Source organism: Streptomyces atratus, from assembly GCF_040655115.1.
GTDB classification, from domain to species: domain Bacteria; phylum Actinomycetota; class Actinomycetes; order Streptomycetales; family Streptomycetaceae; genus Streptomyces; species Streptomyces atratus_D.
The window spans coordinates 1-17,280 of sequence record NZ_JBFAJH010000085.1 but is presented as its reverse complement, the minus strand read 5'-3'; the positions used below and the strand labels follow the sequence as shown (position 1 = coordinate 17,280).

The following is a 17,280-nucleotide window of genomic DNA, read 5'->3' as shown; positions in this document are numbered from 1 at the left end:
ACACCCCGCCAGCCATGCCCACAGATCGTCGCACCGTTCACTCAATCGTGCCCATGTTCGCCAAAGCGGCTTGTGTGCCCAGCAGTTGTGAACCCCCAGATTCCCAACCCGATCCCGACCAGCGTCAGCAGGGCTCCGAAGACCCGCAGTGCCGGCAGCACCAGCGGCACGGCCCGATCGGCCTGGACACGGCCGCGCACGTCGGAGGCCGCAACGCTGCCCGACTGTTCGCTGAGGAAGTAGCGCGAGTCGTTTGCGCTAGCCCGGTGGTCGCCGAGCAGGAACAGCCGTCCTTCCGGGACGGTCACGTCATATTGCACTCCCGCCGGGCCGAACGTGTCGCGCATTACGTACGGTTCGTCGATCTGCTTGCCATTCACGGCGACCCGCGTACCGTCGGTGGACTCCACGCGGTCTCCGCCCAGGCCGATCACCCGCTGCAGGGCCGGTGCACCCCCGTACCGGCCTGGCACGCTGACGAGGACGACGTCGCCTCGGCATATTTGTCCTGGTCGATGTGCTCGATGACCAACCGCTCGCCCGGACGATAGGTGGGCTGCATCGCATCGCCTGAGACGGTGATCTGCTCATGGGCCGCACCGCCGCTGTACCCCATCCCTCCCAGCAACAGCAGCACCAGTCCAAGCGGTACAAGTATCCAGCCGGCGACTCTCAGTCCGCGACCCACGCTTTGCTGCCGCATCAGCTCACGTCCCTTCGACCGAGCGGGCCGGCAGGAATGTCGGATCAAGGCCGTACTGCGCGACCCCGAAAGGTTTGAAATTCCCATCCGAAAGAACCCGGTAGAGGAATTCGGACGTCGACATCTCGAACTTGCACCACTCGCCGCCGTCATCTCGCGCAAGAATGGGATATTCACCGGGTCGCCGCGCGTCAATAAGCCAGCAGTATTCATCGGCCCATTCTGTCGATGCCCACGTGACAACACCAATGCCGCCCGGCGTATATACCGGGTACGAGCCACCGGCTCCTTCTACCGGCATAGCCACCCGCCATCGTCCGAGAAAGTCGAATGAGAACCCCTCCGTGTCCCCGAGAAAGGATACGGAGTCACAGAACGTACCTCCACCGAAAACTTCACACAGCTCTTTGAAGTCCGCCGGCAGAGGGGCCTGCAACTCCCCTTCGACCCTCGCCCAATCGACGGAGTGAACCGACGACTCCCAGCCAGTGAACTCGACTAGGCGCTGCACCCACATAGAGAAACCTTCCAAGAGGAAGGGTGCGGGCAAATCTCGCAAGTGAAATTTGCCCGCACCCTATGACAACCTGCTAGCTACACCGGGTCACGGCTCGAGACCAGACGGGGTGTTCCAGATCGTAATGGGGTCGGCTGGAATTTCCCCAGTATCCAGGTTCAGCCAATTGATGGTCAGATAATCGGGAACGGCATTTTCGCCGGTGTACTGAGCGGTGACCTCGTAGTACACCGTCTGCCCCTTCTGCACCATCTCGGCAACCTTGTTCTCCTCCGCGTTCATCTGAACCTGATTGGGCCTAGCCTCGCCGTTTCGGTTGGGGCTGGTCCGGATGTTGGCCGGATACGCGAAAGTGCCTTCTGAACTGGGACGATGAACCTTGTCGAGGGGTTCTGTCGGTCCAAGCGGAAGGCACTTTCTGCGTGCAGGGTATCGGTTCTCGTCCCAAGCTTCATGTGTCCACCGACGGTTCGGGCGTGGTCGGGCACGCCGGGGCACGTTTGCTGACGGATCTCGCCGAGGCCACCGGTCTGACCACCGCGTACTCCACCGCGCTCAGAGCGTTGCGACCGCAGCGGGACGGGGCATGATCCGGGCCGGACTGCCACCGATCTCGCGGTGATGCTCGCCGACGGCGGTGAGGCGATCGCGGATCTGGCCGTGCTGCGGGACCAGGGCGAGGTGTTCGGCCCGGTCGCCTCCACGCCCACGGCCTGGCGGTTGCTCGCCGACACCGACGAGGCCGCACTCGCTTCGCTGCGAGCGGCCCGCGCCACGGCCCGGGAAGTCGCCTGGATGCAGGCCGCCGAGACCGGCGAGGGCATACCTGCTGTCCGGGCCGGCGCACGCGCACTTCCCGGCCTGGTCCTGGACCTCGACGCCACGCTGATCACCTGCCACTCGGAAAAGGAACAAGCCGCGCCCACCTACAGGGGCGGCTTCGGCTTCCACCCACTGCTGTGTTTCCTCGCGAACACCGGCGCGGCCATGTCCGGCCGGCTGCGGCCCGGCAACTCCGGAGCCAACACCGCCGCCGACCACATCGCGGTGCTGGACGACGCCCTCGCGCAGATCCCCGACGCTCACCGGCACGGCACCGCGATCCTGATCCGCGCCGACAGCGCCGGATCCGCGAAAGCCTTCCTCGCCCACCTCCGGACCTTGCGCGAGCATGGCCTGGACCTGCGGTTCTCGGTCGGATACGCGGTCACCATGCCGGTCCGCCGTGCGATCCGGACCCTGCCTGAGCAGGTCTGGCACCCCGCCCTGGACCAGAACGGGACACTGCGCGACGGCGCCGAGATCGCCGAGCTGACCGGCATGGTCGACCTCGCCGGCTACCCGGCCGGCACCCGCATCATCGTGCGCCGAGAACGTCCGCACCCCGGAGCCCAGCTGTCCCTGTTCGATCACGACGAGGGCCTGCGGCACCAGGTATTCCTTACCGATACCCCTTACCCCGGCAGCGGCTCCGCACAGTTCCTGGAGGTCCGCCACCGCGGACACGCCACCGTCGAAGACCACATCCGGTGCGGCAAGAACACCGGCTTCGGCCGCTTCCCCTCCCGCCACTTCACCATCAACGCCACCTGGCTCGAACTCAGCCTCGCGGCGATCGATCTCCTCGCCTGGGCCCGCGTCCTCCTTCTGGATGGCGAACTCGCCACTGCCGAACCCAAAAAACTCCGCTACCGGCTGCCGCACGTCGCCGCCCGCCTCACCCGCGGCGGACGCCGCCTCCGCCTGCGGATCTCGGCGACCTGGCCCTGGAGACACGAACTGGCCACGGCCTTCCACCGCCTTGCCGCACTGCCCCGACCAGTTGGCTGACCGGCCGTCCCCCCGCCCACCCACGATCCGAAGGACCCCGGAGAACCCGACCACCGCGCCGGGCCCCCGCCATGCCCAGACAACACAATCGCCTCGACCACACCACAGTTGGTGATCAGCAACGCCGCTTCAGCCCAACCGAAACGGCGAGGCTAACGACCTTTCCCACGGTCGTAAATAGGTGGACGGCTCCCCGGCACGCCCGGCAAAGTGGCCACCCGTGACGAGCAGTGAGCTATGGACCCCTGCGACCGCCGACCGCTACGACGCCGAGGAGAGCGAGATGTCCTCGGCCGCCGTTCTCGGACCGACTCTCGCCTTCCTCGCCGAACTCGCCGGAGACGGCCAGGCACTGGAGTTCGCCATCGGAACCGGACGAGTGGGCGTCCCGCTCCGGGAACGCGGCGTGCCCGTTGTGGGGATCGAACTGTCCAAGCACATGGCAGCGGTCCTGCGGCGCAAGATGGACGAGGACATGCTCCCGGTCGCCATCGGAGACATGGCCACGACCGTCATCCCCCGCAAGTTCACCCTGGTCTATCTCGTCTACAACACGATCACGAACCTGCTCACGCAGGACGAGCAGGTCGAGTGCTTCCGCAACGCCGCACGTCACCTGACGCCTGGCGGCCGATTCGTCATCGAACTGGGCGTGCCGCCGCTGCGCTTCCTGCCGCCCGGGCAGGTCGCGGTGCCGTTCGACGTCTCCGAGAGGCATCTCGGCTTCGACACCTTCGACCTGGTCGAGCAGATCCTCGTCTCGCACCACCTCACCCGCGACGGCGACGACGGCCTCTACCGCCGCGGCAACTCCCGGCACCGGTACGCATGGCCGGCGGAGCTCGACCTGATGGCACGGATCGCGGGGCTCGAACTGGAACGGCGCGTCGCGGACTGGAACGGAGCGCCGTTCACCCAGGACTCCGCGAAGCACATCTCCGTGTGGCGCAAGCCAGCCTGAGGCAGCCCCTCCTGGTCCCGCCCATCGGCCAGGCCGGGCACGATGAAAAGGTCGACGACGGTGAGGTATCCCGCCGTCGTAGGTGCGTATCCACCTGGTTTCGCTTGACATAGTGCAGAGAAGGTTCCTGCAGGCAGTGGGCATCGCCTGGGACCGGGCGGCCCGGGCGAAGGCCAGGGACTTCAGCCGCGGGATTGAGCTGACGGCCCGACCGAGGCGAGGCAAGACTTCGGCCCGACGATCGGTGCAGGCCGACGGCACGCCGAACCCCGTGACCGGGAAGCCGGCGGCCAAACCCGGCTACGCCCCGACTACCGTCGCGCACAGTACCTAGGCTTTGCGGGCGAGCAGGTGAATCTCCTGGAATTGCCGCCGGTCGGTGGTCTGAGGCTGGCGAACCATCCGGGCTATCTCGGCGAACCCGGACTTGCGCAGCATCGCCACGAGGTGATCCGGCGACCACCGATAGGCCAGGGCGACTGTGTGATCGAAGACCTGTGTCGGGTGAGACGGATCATCGCTGGCCGAAAAGCCGATCAGAAGGTGGCCGCCAGGTGCCAGCACGCGGTGGAACTCCGCCAGGATGACGGGGAGTTCTTGCGGTGGGGTGTGGATGATGGACCAACGTGAGAGTACGCCGCCCAGCACGCCGTCAGCGATGTTCACTGCAGCCATCGAGCCCACGTCGAACCGCAGGTGCGGATAGGCATGTCGAGCCAACTTGATCATCGCAGGAGAGGCATCCACACCAAACACCACCAGCCCCAACTCATCCAGATGAGCGGTGATATGGCCGGGCCCGCACCCCAGGTCCGCGACCTGACCGTCGCCACTCGCGCTTACAACCTCGGCGAAGGCACTCAAGATCGCGCGGTCCAGGGGCCTGTCACGCAGCTCGCCGCGGAACAGCTGCGCATACACGGGGGCAGCAGCGTCGTAGGCCTCGCGGGTGGCACTGAGGGCATCGTGTTCGACCATGCTCGCGACAGTAGTTCCCGGCGCTGGGACGAGCCGAGAGAATCGCGATCTTCACTCCCGCCCGTTCGCCCCGGCCGGCGCTCGTTCAAAGAAGCAGGCATGCTCGTGCTTGCGTTAGGGCCGATGCGGTCCTGGTCCGCTTTGAGGTCGTGTTCGGCGAAGGGCGGCTTCGGCGGCGCGGGACCGGTGCCGGCCCCGCGGACAGAGTGGGTGCGGCGGCTTGCCTGGCGTGTCATGCCTGGCCCCTGAACAGCACGGCCAGGTCGCTCGCCTCGTATCCAGTGGCGATTGCGGCCGGCGCAGGGCGCTTCGCCCGTTCCTCACGGTCGGCCAGATACTCCTGAACCCGGGCGATGACCTGCTCTTCCTCTTCGATCAAAGACACGTCGGCGGTGGTGCTCAGGTTTGCGTGACCAAGGATCGTTCGCACGTCCCCGCACCCGACTGGAACCACACGGTGGACAAGCGGGGCAGACCAGCGGCCACAACCTGCCCCAGCCCGAACGGCCGGCCCGAAACTGGCTCAGCGGCCCATCAGAAGATCACTTTCAATCCACGTCGGTGGATCGAGGTCACGTCACTTCGCTGCGCCTGGCCCGGTGCGTATGGTGAGTTGTGATCAACCAGGACACGGACCGTCAGCAGGGCACCGTCCGGCCCGGATATCTGGCTGCGGCGGGTGTGTTTGCGGCCGGGATGACGGGCACGACCCTGCCGACACCGCTGTACGGGCTCTACCGTGAGCAGATCGGTTTTTCCGAACTGATCGTCACCGTGGTTTTCGCTGTCTACGCCATCGGCGTGATCGCCGCCCTGCTCCTGGCCGGCGGCTTCTCCGATGTTCTCGGCCGCCGCCCGGTCCTGCTGTGCGCGCTGGGACTGGCCGCGCTGAGCGCGGTGTGCTTCCTGTTCGAGGGCGGGCTGCCGCTGCTGTTCACCGGCCGTGTCCTGTCGGGGTTCTCCGCCGGACTGCTCAGTGGTACGGGCACGGCCGCTGTGCTGGAACTGGCACCCGCCGGGCACAGTGCCCGCGCGGGGTTCGCGGCGACCGCGGCCAACATGGGCGGCCTGGGGCTCGGTCCCCTGCTCTCGGGGACCCTGGCCCAGTACGCGCCGTGGCCGCTGCGGCTGCCGTTCCTGGCCCATCTGGCGCTCCTGGCGGTCGCGATGGCGGTCACCTCGCTGTTGCCCGAGACCGTGCACCACAGCGGCGCCCGGCTCCCGCTGCGGCCGCAGGGCATGGTCGTCCCCTCCGAGGTACGCGGCGTGTTCGCGACCTGCGCACTCGCCGCCTTCGCCGGATTCTCGCTGCTGGGCCTGTTCACCGCGGTCGCGCCTGCCTTCCTGGCCCAGACGCTGGACGTGCACGACCTGGCCGTGTCCGGCACGGTCGTCTTCTGCGTCTTCTGCGCCTCGGCCTGCGGGCAGTTGCTGATGGGCCGCGTCGGCACACGCAACGCCCTGCCCGTGGGCTGCCTGCTACTGGTGGCCGGTCTGCTTGTGGTGGGGGCGTCTTTGCTACTGGCGTCGTTGCCGGTCCTCCTCGCCGGTGCCGTGACGGGCGGCATCGGCCAGGGCCTTGCCTTCCGGGCGGGCCTGACCGTGGTGAGCACAATGGCTCCAAACACCCAAAGGGGCGCCACCATCTCGGCGTTCTTCGTCGTCGCGTACACGGGAATCTCCGTGCCCGTCATCGGGATCGGCGCGCTGTCGGTGCCGCTGGGACTGCGCAACGCAGGCCTGGTGTTCGCGGGATGCGTGATGCTGCTGGCTGCCGCAGCGGGCGGCTATCTGTGGCAGCGGCCGCCCGCACGGGCCTGAGCCCCCGCGGGCGCCCCGACGCACACGCCGGGCCACGGCCCAGAACACCAAGGGCGCGGGTGCGCCGTACCCGTGCGGCGGTTCGGGCCAAAAGTGATCCTGGAAGGACCAGCGGGCAGGGGCGCCGGCCATGGACCCTGAGGAGAACACCGGCAGTGCCACGGCCCGGGATCGCGGTGCCTCCCAAACCCGTGCACCGCCGCTGTCGCAACTGATGAACAAAGCCGGCCGTGACGGGACCGGCGGGCATCGGCGCTTGTGCGGGTCCTTCGCCGGCCCCGGACGAGCAGACCGTGCGCCGAAGAGCACCCGCCGCCCGACGGCCGGCAGCCGTGAGTGACTGCGCGTCGTGTCGTGAACCGGCCCGGCGCGCAGATACCGGCCCGGCGCGCAGATACCGGGCGCGGCCCGCAGAGGCATTCACGCATTGATGACCGGGACGAACCAGCACGCCACGGCCCACCGCTGCTCGGGCCCGAGCGCCTTCACGTGGTCCCGCATCCACGGGAACCGCACCCGCAGAAGCGGGCCGGTGCCCGCGAACGCGGCACCCCGGCCGCCTGCGGGATTGCCCACCGCATCCGGGCGCGGGCGGCGGACTCGCCGTGGGACATCCGTTCCGCTGCGGGCATGCGGCCGCACCTGCGCCACGAACGGCGCGATCGCCCAGGCGGCCCGCAGCCCGGGCGCCACCCGCGCGCCCGCGCCCGCGCCCGCGCCCGCGCCCGTGCCCGTGGCTGTGGCCGTGCCCGTGCCCGTGCCCCAAGGGCCTGCAGGAGGGGCAGTGTATGCGGGCAGGCAGGACCGGTACTTCCGTCGGCGCCGTCGGGGCCGTCGTGTCCGCGTGCCCGGGCGCACCGGTCGGCACCGGGCAGGCCGGCGCCTGGCCGGCAGGACATCACGGTTCCTCCAGCGCCACCAGCACGCCGCCGGTCTGCCCGCACCGCAGCCGGCCGGAACCGGAGCACGGCGCACCGGCGGTGCGGTGCGTAAAAAAAGTGCCCCTATGGTTTTCGTCAAGCCGCAGAGGCAGTCGGTGTTTGGTAGAAGGTGCCGTCGCGGAGCATGGCGAAGAGCACGTCGATGCGACGTCGGGCGAGGGCGACCAGGGCCGCAACGTGGTGTTTCCCTTCGCGGCGCTTCTTGTCGTAATAGGCGCGTGACTCCGGCTGGGACAGAGACGCGAACGCGGCCAGGTAGAAGGCCCGTTTGAGCTGCTTGTTGCCGCGCCGCGAGGGGTGCTCACCGCGGATGGACGACCCTGAACTTCTGGTCACCGGCGCCAGGCCGGCGTAGGCGGCCAGGTGCCCGGCGGTGGGAAAGGCGGTGCCGTCGCCGACGTCGATGAGGATGCGGGCTGCGGTCCTGACCCCGATGCCGGGCATGGAGGTCAGGACCTGGGAAAGAGGGTGGGCCTCCAGGAGCTGCTCGATCCTGGCCGCCAGCAGCTTGCGCTGGTCCAGGACCGAGCTCAGCGAGGAGGCCAGGCTGGGGACGACCAGTGCGGCGGCGTCCGTGCCGGGAACAACCACAGTCTGCTCGTCGAGCGCCGTGAAGATGTCCTCGACCAGGCGCTCTGCCATGCGGGGTGCTTTGGGTCGCAGCAGTGTGACCAGTCGACGGCGGCCGGCCTTCCTGAGCTGGGCGGGAGAGCCGAAGCGTTCGAGCATGGCCAGGACTGCGGGGTGATCGAGCCGCGGGCCCAGGACCTTCTCCAGCGAGGGGTGGATCTGTGTGAACAGGCCGCGGAGCCGATTCTTGGTCCGGGTCGACTCGGTGGCGAGGTCGTCGTCGAAGCCCGCGATCATCTCCAGTTCGGCGACTGTCTCGTCGGCGGCCTCGACAGCCCGCAGGGTGTGCGGCATGGTGCGGGCGGCGTCGGCGATGACGAACGCGTCGCGGGCATCGGTCTTCGCCTCTCCTGGGTAGAGGTCTGCGATGCGGCGCATCGTCAGGCCCGGCAGGTAGGCGACGTGACAGCCCAACGCGCGGGCCACGGCCAGCGGCAGCGCGCCTATGGAGGCGGGCTGGTCGACGACCACCAGCACGGTCCCGTGCTTGGCCTGCAGCTTCGCGAACACCTCGCGCAGTTTCGGCTCGGTGTTGGGCAGGCGCTTGTCCAGGACCGTCTTGCCCGCGGGGGTGAGCGCGGTGGCGTGGTGTTCGCCTTTGCCCACGTCCAGGCCGAGGTAGACGTCGATACCGTCGTTGGTCACGTCCCAGCTCCAGTGCTCGAACTTCTTCCCGGCCCTACCTGCGGCATCAGCGTGCCGGCATCCACGTTACGAAGAGACTGCCTCACCCAGGCTCGGGATCAGCGCTCGTGCCCCTAATCAGCGGTCTGCCAATGCCTCCGCGCCCGGTGACACCACTTTTTCGATCATGATCGACAAGGGGGCTCAGTCATGCCGGGCCCGAAGGCCGGGAGCCCCGTTGCAGGGCCACGAAAACGGTAACGGGGGGGTGCGGCCAGCAGCCGGGCGTGCGGGCGGGAGAAACCGGCCCGGGAGGCGGGTGAGGGCACAACGGTACGACCGGGCCGGGGGCGGCGCCCTGCCCCCACCCGGATGGAGGCAGGGACGGGGGCTCTCGGCCCCGGGTGACGCGCAGGCTGCCGGGCCCGGGGCATGCCCGGCGCTCCTGCGCGGTTCATCAAGCCGGGCCCGGGCCGTTGGGGGACTGCGAAGGCCCGCAGACACAGGGCGCCACGTCGCGGGTTCCCTCGGCCGCCGCACAGGGATCACATCGATTCCGGGGACTCGGGCGGAAGGCGGGACCGCGGGCCCGCGGGCCCGGCAGGGCTGTGACCCCGGCCCGGGCGAGCCCGGCATGCTCACCGCAACAGTCGACACGCCGTACACCAGGGCACCGCATCGGCCGTGCCCGATGTCCAGGACCCGGCCCTCGGGCCCGGCGGCGCAGGCTTCGCCCCACTGCCAAAACGCCACAGCGACGAGCCCCCAGGACCCGGCCCCTGCCGGTCAGGCGCTCTTCGCACCGGATCCGGCTGCCCCGCTGGCACAAAAAAGCCGGCGCGGTCCCGGCCGCGAGCCTCGTTTTCGCAGGCGGACCCGACGACCCCCGACGAGCCGGCCGGATGACCGGGCGCCTGACGGGCGGGCCCTTGGGCCAAGGCCGCAGGACCGCGGCCTGCCGGGCCCGCCCAGCGCGACACGCGGGGCGCTCGGTAAACACTTAGCATGTTGTAGCAGGCGTTACGGGACACCGGGCGTGGGCCGCACGGTGTGCGGCCGCCTGGGACCGGGCATCCGCCACGAGGTGTCCCCCATGCCGGAAACCCCGGCCCGATTCCGACGGGCCGGGGTTTCCATGTGATGCGGGCGGCGCTGTCACCACCGGTCGTAGTGGTCCCGGACCACCCGGAAGCTGCCCACGACACCGTTACGGACGAACACACCCCCGCGGATGTGGTCGCGGGTGAAGACACCGTTACTGGTGCTCCAGGGACCGACCGTCGCGACCGGGGAACCGTTGTCGCAGGCCGCCCCGCGGAAGACCTCGACAGTCTTGCGGCTGTCGTTACGGACGTTGAAGCTCCGCGAGCCCAGACCGCTGACCACGGTGATACAGCCGTCCGTGTGGGCGGAGTACGTCCGCTCGTTGAAGTCGATCCGTCCCTCTTCCCGGTAGTCGTAGTCACGGCCGTAGTCACGGTCATAGTCACGGCCGTCGTCACGGTCGCGGCCGATGTCCCGGCCCTCGTCCCCCTCACCCTTCCCGCTGTCACCACCGGCGGGAGCCGTGACAAAAGCGGCCTGCTGGACGAACGGGGCGGCCTGGGCGGCCCCGGCCGCCGAGGCGTAGGTGATGCCGGTGGTGGCGAGAACCGCTGCGCCTGCTGCGGCGGCGGCCACGGCCACGGTACGCGTGGTCATGTCACTTCTCCCTCTCAGAGACGCCGGCTGGGCAGCCGACCTGTGACGAACGTACTGACACCCCGATTAGCTGTCATATCAGACATACCGAAGGTGTGATGTCACAGAGCCGACCGGGTGTACACACGGCACCCACCCCACACCCCGACCCACCATCCGAAGTACCGTCAAAAAGATATGATCGGGGCATATCTGGCGTCTCGTGAGGCTCTTCGAGCGACGTGCTGACATCCAGTCACCCTGCCGGCAAAACATGCCGCCGGATTCCAGTGCACCGAAAACCACACCCCCCGCAGACCCTGAATGACCGTCACAGACGCGCTCCCGCCCCAAGCGACCGTCACCGAGGACCCCTCCGCTCCGGATGTCCGTCGCCGAAGACCACCCGTACTCAATGACCGGCACCGAGGACCGCCCCGCCCCCAATGTCCGCTGCGGCCTGAACAGCCGGCACCAAGGACCGCCCCGCCCCGGATGTCCGCCATAGGACCGCTGGGGTCTGAATGGCCGTCATCGGTGCTCGCGTCCGGGCGCCTTGGCTCCTGCAGCGGCCGGTCACCTCTTTGCCGCGCACAGCGCACCACGACAGCGCCGGCACGCCGGAACCTCCCGCCAGGCATACCGGCCGCCGCAGCCCCCACCGCCCGTCCCGGCACGCTCACCTTCCCGGCCTCTCGCGGGCACTGCCGGCCCTCTGCAGGCCTCTCATGGAGCCGGCCGCCATACCCGCGCCGTCACGGATCCAAGAGCGTCAGGCGCCCGACCCAGCACAGGAACGGGCGGGCTAGGAACTCCTGCTGCCGAGATGTGACCCAGGGACGCTGCGAGGGACCCGGGCCGTCCTTGCTGTCGGCGTACAGGCTCTGGTGCAGGGCCGCGTACGGGCTCACGTGCAGAGGCCGCCGTACGCCACAAGGGCCGGGGCCGCCCGGACAGCCAGCCCTGTCCTTCGGAGCCGGAGGAGCAGTCAAAGGTGCGGCGTAGCCGCATCGCGCAGCGACGCCCGGCAGGGCGCCCTTGACGGCGACGAGGGCTCTGGAACCCTTCTCGCCCGGGCGGCCCCGGCAGGCCAATACGACCGGCAGCCGACCCTGCACATGAGCCCGTACCTGCCTCTGCACATCAGGTAGTACGCCGACACTTGCCAACTCGATGACACGAACAAGATGGCATGCGGGGTCTGGACGCAGTCATGTCACAGCCATTCAGCTATGGCCGCGACCTGGACGGTGGCCTCGAAGCGGACCGCGAGTCCGCCGAAACGTGTGACCACCGCCCGGTTGCGCTTGAGCCGGTTGATCCCGCACTCGACCGCGCGCCGGACCTTATCGTCCTCGCGGTCGAAGCCGGATACGGGCTGCGGGCCGGTGAGAGGCCGCCACGAACCTGCCAAGAGATGCCCAGAGTGCGGGCGGCCGGGCCGCATCCGGGGGCGAGTTGGTCCGGACCCGGGGGCAGTGCCACGGCATCGCCGGAGCACAGACGGCAGCCGGGCGCGGTCCCCGGGGGGAACTGCCGCTCGGCCAAAGGGAGCCGGCTGATGCCGGCACGGCCGGCCGCAGCCCCGTGAAAACGCCACTGCCGGTCGTCTCCCCCGACACCGCGTGCAACAGGAGTGTCCGGCAGGGCCGGACACCCCCGGCAACCCGTTGTCCTCCCCCGCCTGAAAGCCGGCAAAAGCGCCTTCCCATCTGCGGCAGCCGCATGCGGCCCGCGGGCGCCAGGTCCGGACTCCGGCGGCCACAGCAACCGGTTCAACAGCGCCGCCAACCGCTGCCGCGCCCGCGGTGACGCACGTGCGGCAAAACCAGCGCGGACCGCCATCGCGGCACCGGTTCCGCAGTTCCCGCCACCTGTCCGCAACCGGCACCGAACACGGACGGCCTCCCCCCGCACTGCGGGGAGAGGCCACCGGTACCACTGGACGCAAGACGATACGTCACCGGCGCGGGAACTCGTCCCTCTCACTGCCGGCACGACGCCCGGGCCTGTCCTCGGCCGCGCGTCCACCCTCCTTCATGGACTGCTCCTGCATACGCCGGGCCTCGTCGTGCAGCCTGCGGCGTTCCTTGGGATCGCTCGCCTGCTCAGCACGCTCGTTCAGCTCACGGACCTTGTCCTGCATCTGCTGCGCACGACTGGCGGACTCGCCTGCAATGCTCATCATCACTCCTGGGTCGGGAAGGTGGGACACATCGCAGCCAACCAGCGCTCCGCCGCTTACGCACCCGGGAGAGTCACCGAGCGCAATCACCGCAGGCAGCCGGCCCTGAAGGAAGACACGTCACAACAAGAACACGTCCCCGCGCGCTGCCTTCCACAGCAATACCGCTCCCCACGCCGCCCGGCCCCGGCGATCCCGCTTTTGATCACCGATGAGCCCGGCCATCTGCCACTGCCCGAGGACGGCGCCGCGGCCCCGTCTGTTGAGCGACACTGAAAATGCCGACGGGTGCGGCACTGAGGATGTCGACGAACGAGGACGAAATGCCCCGCTGGGAGTGGTCCCAGCGGGGCGGTTGTCGGTGAGGTGTCGTTTTGGTCGGCAAGGTGTCGGGGCGGTTCATGTGGGCTTTGCGCGTCACCTGGCAGCCAGGTGACTGGACATCACCTTCGTGTGAGGGCAGTGCTGGCGTTGATGGCCCAGTGGTTGGCTTGTAGAACCCGGTCTGCGAATGTCACATTGCGTTCGTCGATGAACTGGAAGCCGAGAGATCGGCAGATGCCGTTCGAAGGGCCATTGCTCGTTGCCGGAAATGCGTGCACGAGCCCCCAGCGGCCCTCGTCCCGTGCTTGTTCGAGCAAGGTGCGGACCGCGAGTTTGGCCAGTCCGCGTCCCTGGAATTCCGGCAGGACCATCCATCCGATCTCCGACATGGGCCCGTCCTCGGTGTCGTGAGACCATATGGTCACCGTTCCTGCCACGACTTCAGGTGCGGCAGGGTCAGGGATGATCATCTTGGTCCAGTCGTGATCTGCCGCTGCCTTGTCGACGTCGCGTCGGACTTTGTCCTCCATACCTTCGCGTGGCAGTGGTCCGCCGAGGTCGGCCATCATGGCGGGATCGCACCGCATTCTGACGTATGCATCGACGTCATCGAGCTGGACGTTGCGCAACTGCACTGGCTTCTCCTTGCTCCCTGGACTGCTCAAATGATCCGACATGACGACCATCGGCGGTCTCGTGTCTCCTTTGCGCGGTCTGAAGCGGCCCTTCGGCGACTCGGCAGCCAATCCGCCTGGTGAACCCGCGTCCTTGGTTCAGTCGAGGATTTCGGTGACGGCGGACTGGGCCGCTTTGTCGTCGACGATGGACTTCCCGGTGGCGAATGTGGCGACCAGGGCTTGCAGGCAGAGGTTGTTGACCGCGCGGGGAAAGCCGCGGGCGGTGGTGTGGACGAGCGTGACGGCGTCCTCGGTGAACAGCTGGTCGGCCCGGCCGGCAAGTCCGAGGTGGTGCTTGATCTAGCTGGCGGTCTCGGTCGCGGTCATGCCGGGCATCGTGTAGCGAAGGGCGGTCCGCTGTTCGAGGGCCGCGAGGACTGCGAGTTTCATCGTCCGTCGCAGGGTGGGCTGGCCCACGAGCAGACAGGACAGTGGCGAGTCCTGGTCCATCGCGGTGTTGGTAAGCATGCGGATGGCTTCGAGTTGTTCGTAGCTGAGCAGGTGGGCCTCGTCCAGGACCAGGACCGGGGTGCGTCCGCGTTCCTCACGTTCAGCTGTGAGGGCATGGCCGGTCTGGGCGGTGAGCCGGGAGCCGAGGTGGGAGGGCTGCTGGCCGAAGGCGGTGACGATCGCTTCGTGGATGCCGCGGACCCCGATCATCGGGTTGGGCAGGTAGATCACGGTGTGTTTCGACGGGTCGAGGCTGTGCAGGACCGTGCGGACGGAGACGGTTTTGCCGGCGCCGACCTCGCCGGTGACGACACCGATGGAGCGTTCGGCGATGCACCAGCCGATGCGGGCGACGGCTTCGTTGTGGAACGCGTGGCGGTGGAGCATGCGTGGTCAGCTGCTGGACATGTCGGATCGGTCACTGCTCGGGCTCTGTGTCGGATTCCAGATCGACCGCGAAGGCCGCGTAGTTGACCTTCTCGGCGACAGCACGGGTATGGGCGGTGTCGATGAGGCCGAGGTAGTCGATCCCGGTCGTGGGACGGGGCAGTTCGGCCAGTGTCTCGGGCCATGCTTTTGGATGGGAATGGCGGCTGATCTGGTAGGGCAGCGCGGTCCCGGCGTCCTGGCCGTTCGCTCTGACCCGCAGGAAGGACAGGTCGAAGGGGTCGAAGACGAGCTCGACTCGTTGGCCGCTCAGCAGCGGGTCGACCTGGTATCGGTTGCCGTGCAGGGAGACCAGCGCGGTCTTGGTCACGGTGCGGTGTTCGGACCAGCGGAAGGCTTCGGCCAGGTCGGCCGGGTTGGGAACCGCGAAAGGACTGCCGGTCATCCACCGCCCCAGCGGGGCGGCGCCGGTCTCGGAGTGAACGCGCCGGTGGTAGACGTTCTCGACCCAGGCGGTGAACAGCCGGTTCATCTCCAGCAGGCTGTTGATCTGCCGTCCGGGCTGTCCGTCGCCAGAGGCGATCTCGACGACGAACTCGCTGTTCACCGTGCGGAAGAACCGTTCGATTTTTCCCCTGCCCTGCGGCCCGCCGGGTGTGGAGTGGACGAGTTTGATGCCGAGTTTCGCGCAGGCCCGCAACAGCCACGAGTCCACGAACGCGCTGCCGTTGTCGACATAGACGAAGCGCGGGACACCGCGGGAGGCGAGGGCCGGCCGGAGTGCCGCGGCCAGGCGGACGGTGTCCTCCGAGAAGCCCCACCGGTGGCCGACCACGGCTCGCGAGTGATCGTCCAGGAACGCGAACAGGTACGTTTTCCTGCCCTCGATCAACGGGCCGTGCAGGGCATCGCCCACCCAGAGCTCGTTCGGGCCATCGGCCTCGAACCGCCCGAAGACCGCCGGCGACGAGGGTGCCTGCAACGCGGTCAGTCCCTCACGGACGATCATCCGCTGAATGGTGCGTTCGTCCGGCGCCCAGCCGAGCTGGGCAGCGATGATCCGGCGGATCTGTGCCGCTGACCGCGAAGGGTTCTCCTTCTTCAGCGAAGCGGCCAGTTCCAGCACCTCCGGCGGGGTGCGAGGGCGGGACTGCCGGGGCGAGGGAACCAGAGCATCGAAGCCGCCCCGGCGCCACTCCATGATCCACCGGTCCAGCGTCCACCGCGTGATCCGCACCGTCCGGCCGTCCGGATCGATATGTGCCACCGCCGCCAACTCCCGCACCAAGGCGCCTCGCTGGCGGCGCGACAAGGTCGGATCTGCTGCCTCCCTGATCAGCATGTACCGAAACAGTCCGATCGCCTGGGCCCGCTCCAGACGCGTCTGGTCTTCCTGTCCTGCCACCCGCCCACCTGCCTCTCGATCACGGCGTCGACAGACGCACGCGCAGAGGCTGACAGGAGTGACCGGCGTGGCGTCAGGGGCGGCTCGTGTTGATCGTTTCCGCAGGCCAGGTGGGGGCCAGCAGTATCCCGCCGGTCACCGCGCAGGCTGCCACCCAGGGCGACACCTTGCCGACGCCCGGCCACCTCGACGTCATCGACCACCAGGCCCCGACCACCGCGGCGACCGCGTCCGCGAAGATCGTCCGCCCCGTCCCGGGCGGTGCCGGGTCAACTCCGGCGTCCACCAGCAACACCGTGAAATACCGCCGCACCGCCTCGGCCCGGGCAGCGAACCGGCGCAGCCACCCCCGCACCGTCTCCACCGGCCGGCCGAGCTGTTCAGCGATCACCCGAACCCCGGCCCCGGACGCTTTCGCCGCCAGGGCCGCCCCGATCACCTCTGCCATGTCCGCCCGCCTGACCAGCGCGAACACCGGAAGGAGTACATGTGAGATGCCGCATCTGACGCACCTGGTCCGTCGCGGACGCACCACCACCAGCCCGCCCGCCGCGTCTCGCAGTACACGCGAACGTGCCCAGCCCCACCGGCTCAGCAGCCCCTCACAGGTCGGGCAGAGCAACTCGCCCGCAGCCAACCGCATTTCGACCCGCGCCAGGTCGGCCTCTACCGTGAGCACAGCGCCTCCGCGCGCTACACGGCCCTCCCGGCGCTCGGCCAAGAGATACCGGGAGGGCCTTTCGCATGCCCTTCATCGGCGAGGCGCCACCCCAAATAGGCACCTATCCGTCAGCAGCCACGCTTACCGATCTTGTCGGCACCAAGCTGCCCAAACTGCCGCACTCATAGGCATTTTCAATGACGTCTAACAGGCCTCGATACCGCGCCGGCAGCGGACCCGCGCGATCACATGAGATCCAGCCGACCAACCACGCCACAGGGGCACTTGAGGACCCTGACGTACAGCGCGGACCCGACCGCCCAAAACACCGGGACCCCACACGGGCCGGGGCGCCCGGCCTCAGGACCTGGCGCCACGAGTGCTGCCCGCCCGGACACCACGCACCAGGGGTGTACCGGCAGCATCGCGCCGCAGCCGCACCGCACAACCCGGCCCCTCACGGTCTGCCGGGCTCAGAACCGCAGGCTCACCGACCCCGCGTCCCA

The 17,280-nt window shown here is 68.7% G+C and carries 17 protein-coding genes and 1 pseudogene; 3 read left to right on the top strand and 15 right to left on the bottom strand.

Annotated features, from left to right (window positions below; genetic code table 11):
* Positions 1-41 precede the first annotated feature (41 nt).
* The 4 genes from lepB to AB0I23_RS39435 form a co-directional block, all read right to left on the bottom strand.
* Complete coding sequence (gene lepB / locus AB0I23_RS39450; protein ID WP_359117726.1) at positions 42-473, bottom strand: signal peptidase I; 432 nt, start codon at positions 471-473, stop codon at positions 42-44.
* Positions 431-637: a hypothetical protein gene (locus tag AB0I23_RS39445; RefSeq protein WP_359117723.1), complete on the bottom strand. Its 207-nt coding sequence runs from the start codon at positions 635-637 to the stop codon at positions 431-433. Before AB0I23_RS39445 ends, lepB begins: the two co-directional genes overlap by 43 nt.
* 70 nt (positions 638-707) lie before the next feature.
* Positions 708-1,220, bottom strand: coding sequence for an SMI1/KNR4 family protein (locus AB0I23_RS39440; RefSeq protein WP_359117720.1), 513 nt, complete (start codon positions 1,218-1,220; stop codon positions 708-710).
* Positions 1,221-1,307: 87 nt separating this feature from the next.
* The gene (locus AB0I23_RS39435) at positions 1,308-1,502 is read right to left on the bottom strand and encodes a hypothetical protein (protein ID WP_359117718.1); all 195 of its coding nucleotides are present in this window, start codon (positions 1,500-1,502) and stop codon (positions 1,308-1,310) included.
* 110 nt (positions 1,503-1,612) lie between these two features.
* On the opposite strand from AB0I23_RS39435, the pseudogene AB0I23_RS39430 reads away from it, so the two are divergent.
* Positions 1,613-3,050, top strand: a pseudogene (locus tag AB0I23_RS39430) (IS1380 family transposase).
* Between the two features lie 220 nt (positions 3,051-3,270).
* A complete protein-coding gene (locus AB0I23_RS39425; RefSeq protein WP_359117715.1) occupies positions 3,271-4,011 on the top strand; it encodes a class I SAM-dependent DNA methyltransferase in 741 nt (246 codons plus the stop codon).
* 330 nt (positions 4,012-4,341) lie between these two features.
* Here the strand turns inward: AB0I23_RS39425 and AB0I23_RS39420 are convergent, their stop codons facing one another.
* Entirely contained in the window at positions 4,342-4,989 is a 648-nt protein-coding gene (locus tag AB0I23_RS39420; protein ID WP_359117713.1) for a class I SAM-dependent methyltransferase, read from the bottom strand.
* Positions 4,990-5,221: 232 nt separating this feature from the next.
* Positions 5,222-5,374 (bottom strand): hypothetical protein, encoded by a 153-nt coding sequence (locus AB0I23_RS39415; RefSeq protein WP_359117711.1) that lies wholly within the window; start codon positions 5,372-5,374, stop codon positions 5,222-5,224.
* 311 nt (positions 5,375-5,685) lie between these two features.
* Between AB0I23_RS39415 and AB0I23_RS39410 the strand changes: the two genes are divergently transcribed.
* The gene (locus tag AB0I23_RS39410) at positions 5,686-6,810 is read left to right on the top strand and encodes an MFS transporter (RefSeq protein WP_359117728.1); all 1,125 of its coding nucleotides are present in this window, start codon (positions 5,686-5,688) and stop codon (positions 6,808-6,810) included.
* Between the two features lie 420 nt (positions 6,811-7,230).
* Here the strand turns inward: AB0I23_RS39410 and AB0I23_RS39405 are convergent, their stop codons facing one another.
* From AB0I23_RS39405 to AB0I23_RS39365, 9 genes are all read right to left on the bottom strand, one after another.
* Positions 7,231-7,386, bottom strand: a complete 156-nt coding sequence (locus tag AB0I23_RS39405; protein ID WP_359117709.1) for a hypothetical protein — start codon at positions 7,384-7,386, stop codon at positions 7,231-7,233.
* Between the two features lie 440 nt (positions 7,387-7,826).
* Positions 7,827-9,026, bottom strand: a complete 1,200-nt coding sequence (locus AB0I23_RS39400) for an IS110 family transposase (RefSeq protein WP_359117708.1) — start codon at positions 9,024-9,026, stop codon at positions 7,827-7,829.
* 1,134 nt (positions 9,027-10,160) lie between these two features.
* Positions 10,161-10,706 carry a hypothetical protein gene (locus AB0I23_RS39395; protein WP_359117707.1) on the bottom strand — a complete coding sequence of 182 codons (546 nt, stop codon included), beginning with the start codon at positions 10,704-10,706 and terminating at the stop codon, positions 10,161-10,163.
* Positions 10,707-11,901: 1,195 nt separating this feature from the next.
* On the bottom strand, positions 11,902-12,099 hold the full coding sequence (locus AB0I23_RS39390) for a hypothetical protein (protein ID WP_359117704.1): 198 nt from the start codon (positions 12,097-12,099) through the stop codon (positions 11,902-11,904).
* Positions 12,100-12,645: 546 nt separating this feature from the next.
* Positions 12,646-12,873, bottom strand: coding sequence for a DUF6381 family protein (locus tag AB0I23_RS39385; protein ID WP_359117701.1), 228 nt, complete (start codon positions 12,871-12,873; stop codon positions 12,646-12,648).
* Positions 12,874-13,313: 440 nt separating this feature from the next.
* A complete protein-coding gene (locus AB0I23_RS39380) occupies positions 13,314-13,829 on the bottom strand; it encodes a GNAT family N-acetyltransferase (protein ID WP_359117698.1) in 516 nt (171 codons plus the stop codon).
* 342 nt (positions 13,830-14,171) lie between these two features.
* A complete protein-coding gene (locus AB0I23_RS39375) occupies positions 14,172-14,708 on the bottom strand; it encodes an ExeA family protein (RefSeq protein WP_359117696.1) in 537 nt (178 codons plus the stop codon).
* 31 nt (positions 14,709-14,739) lie between these two features.
* Positions 14,740-16,113 carry a DDE-type integrase/transposase/recombinase gene (locus AB0I23_RS39370; protein ID WP_359117693.1) on the bottom strand — a complete coding sequence of 458 codons (1,374 nt, stop codon included), beginning with the start codon at positions 16,111-16,113 and terminating at the stop codon, positions 14,740-14,742.
* Positions 16,114-16,186: 73 nt separating this feature from the next.
* Positions 16,187-16,561, bottom strand: coding sequence for a helix-turn-helix domain-containing protein (locus AB0I23_RS39365; RefSeq protein WP_359117690.1), 375 nt, complete (start codon positions 16,559-16,561; stop codon positions 16,187-16,189).
* Positions 16,562-17,280 lie beyond the last annotated feature (719 nt).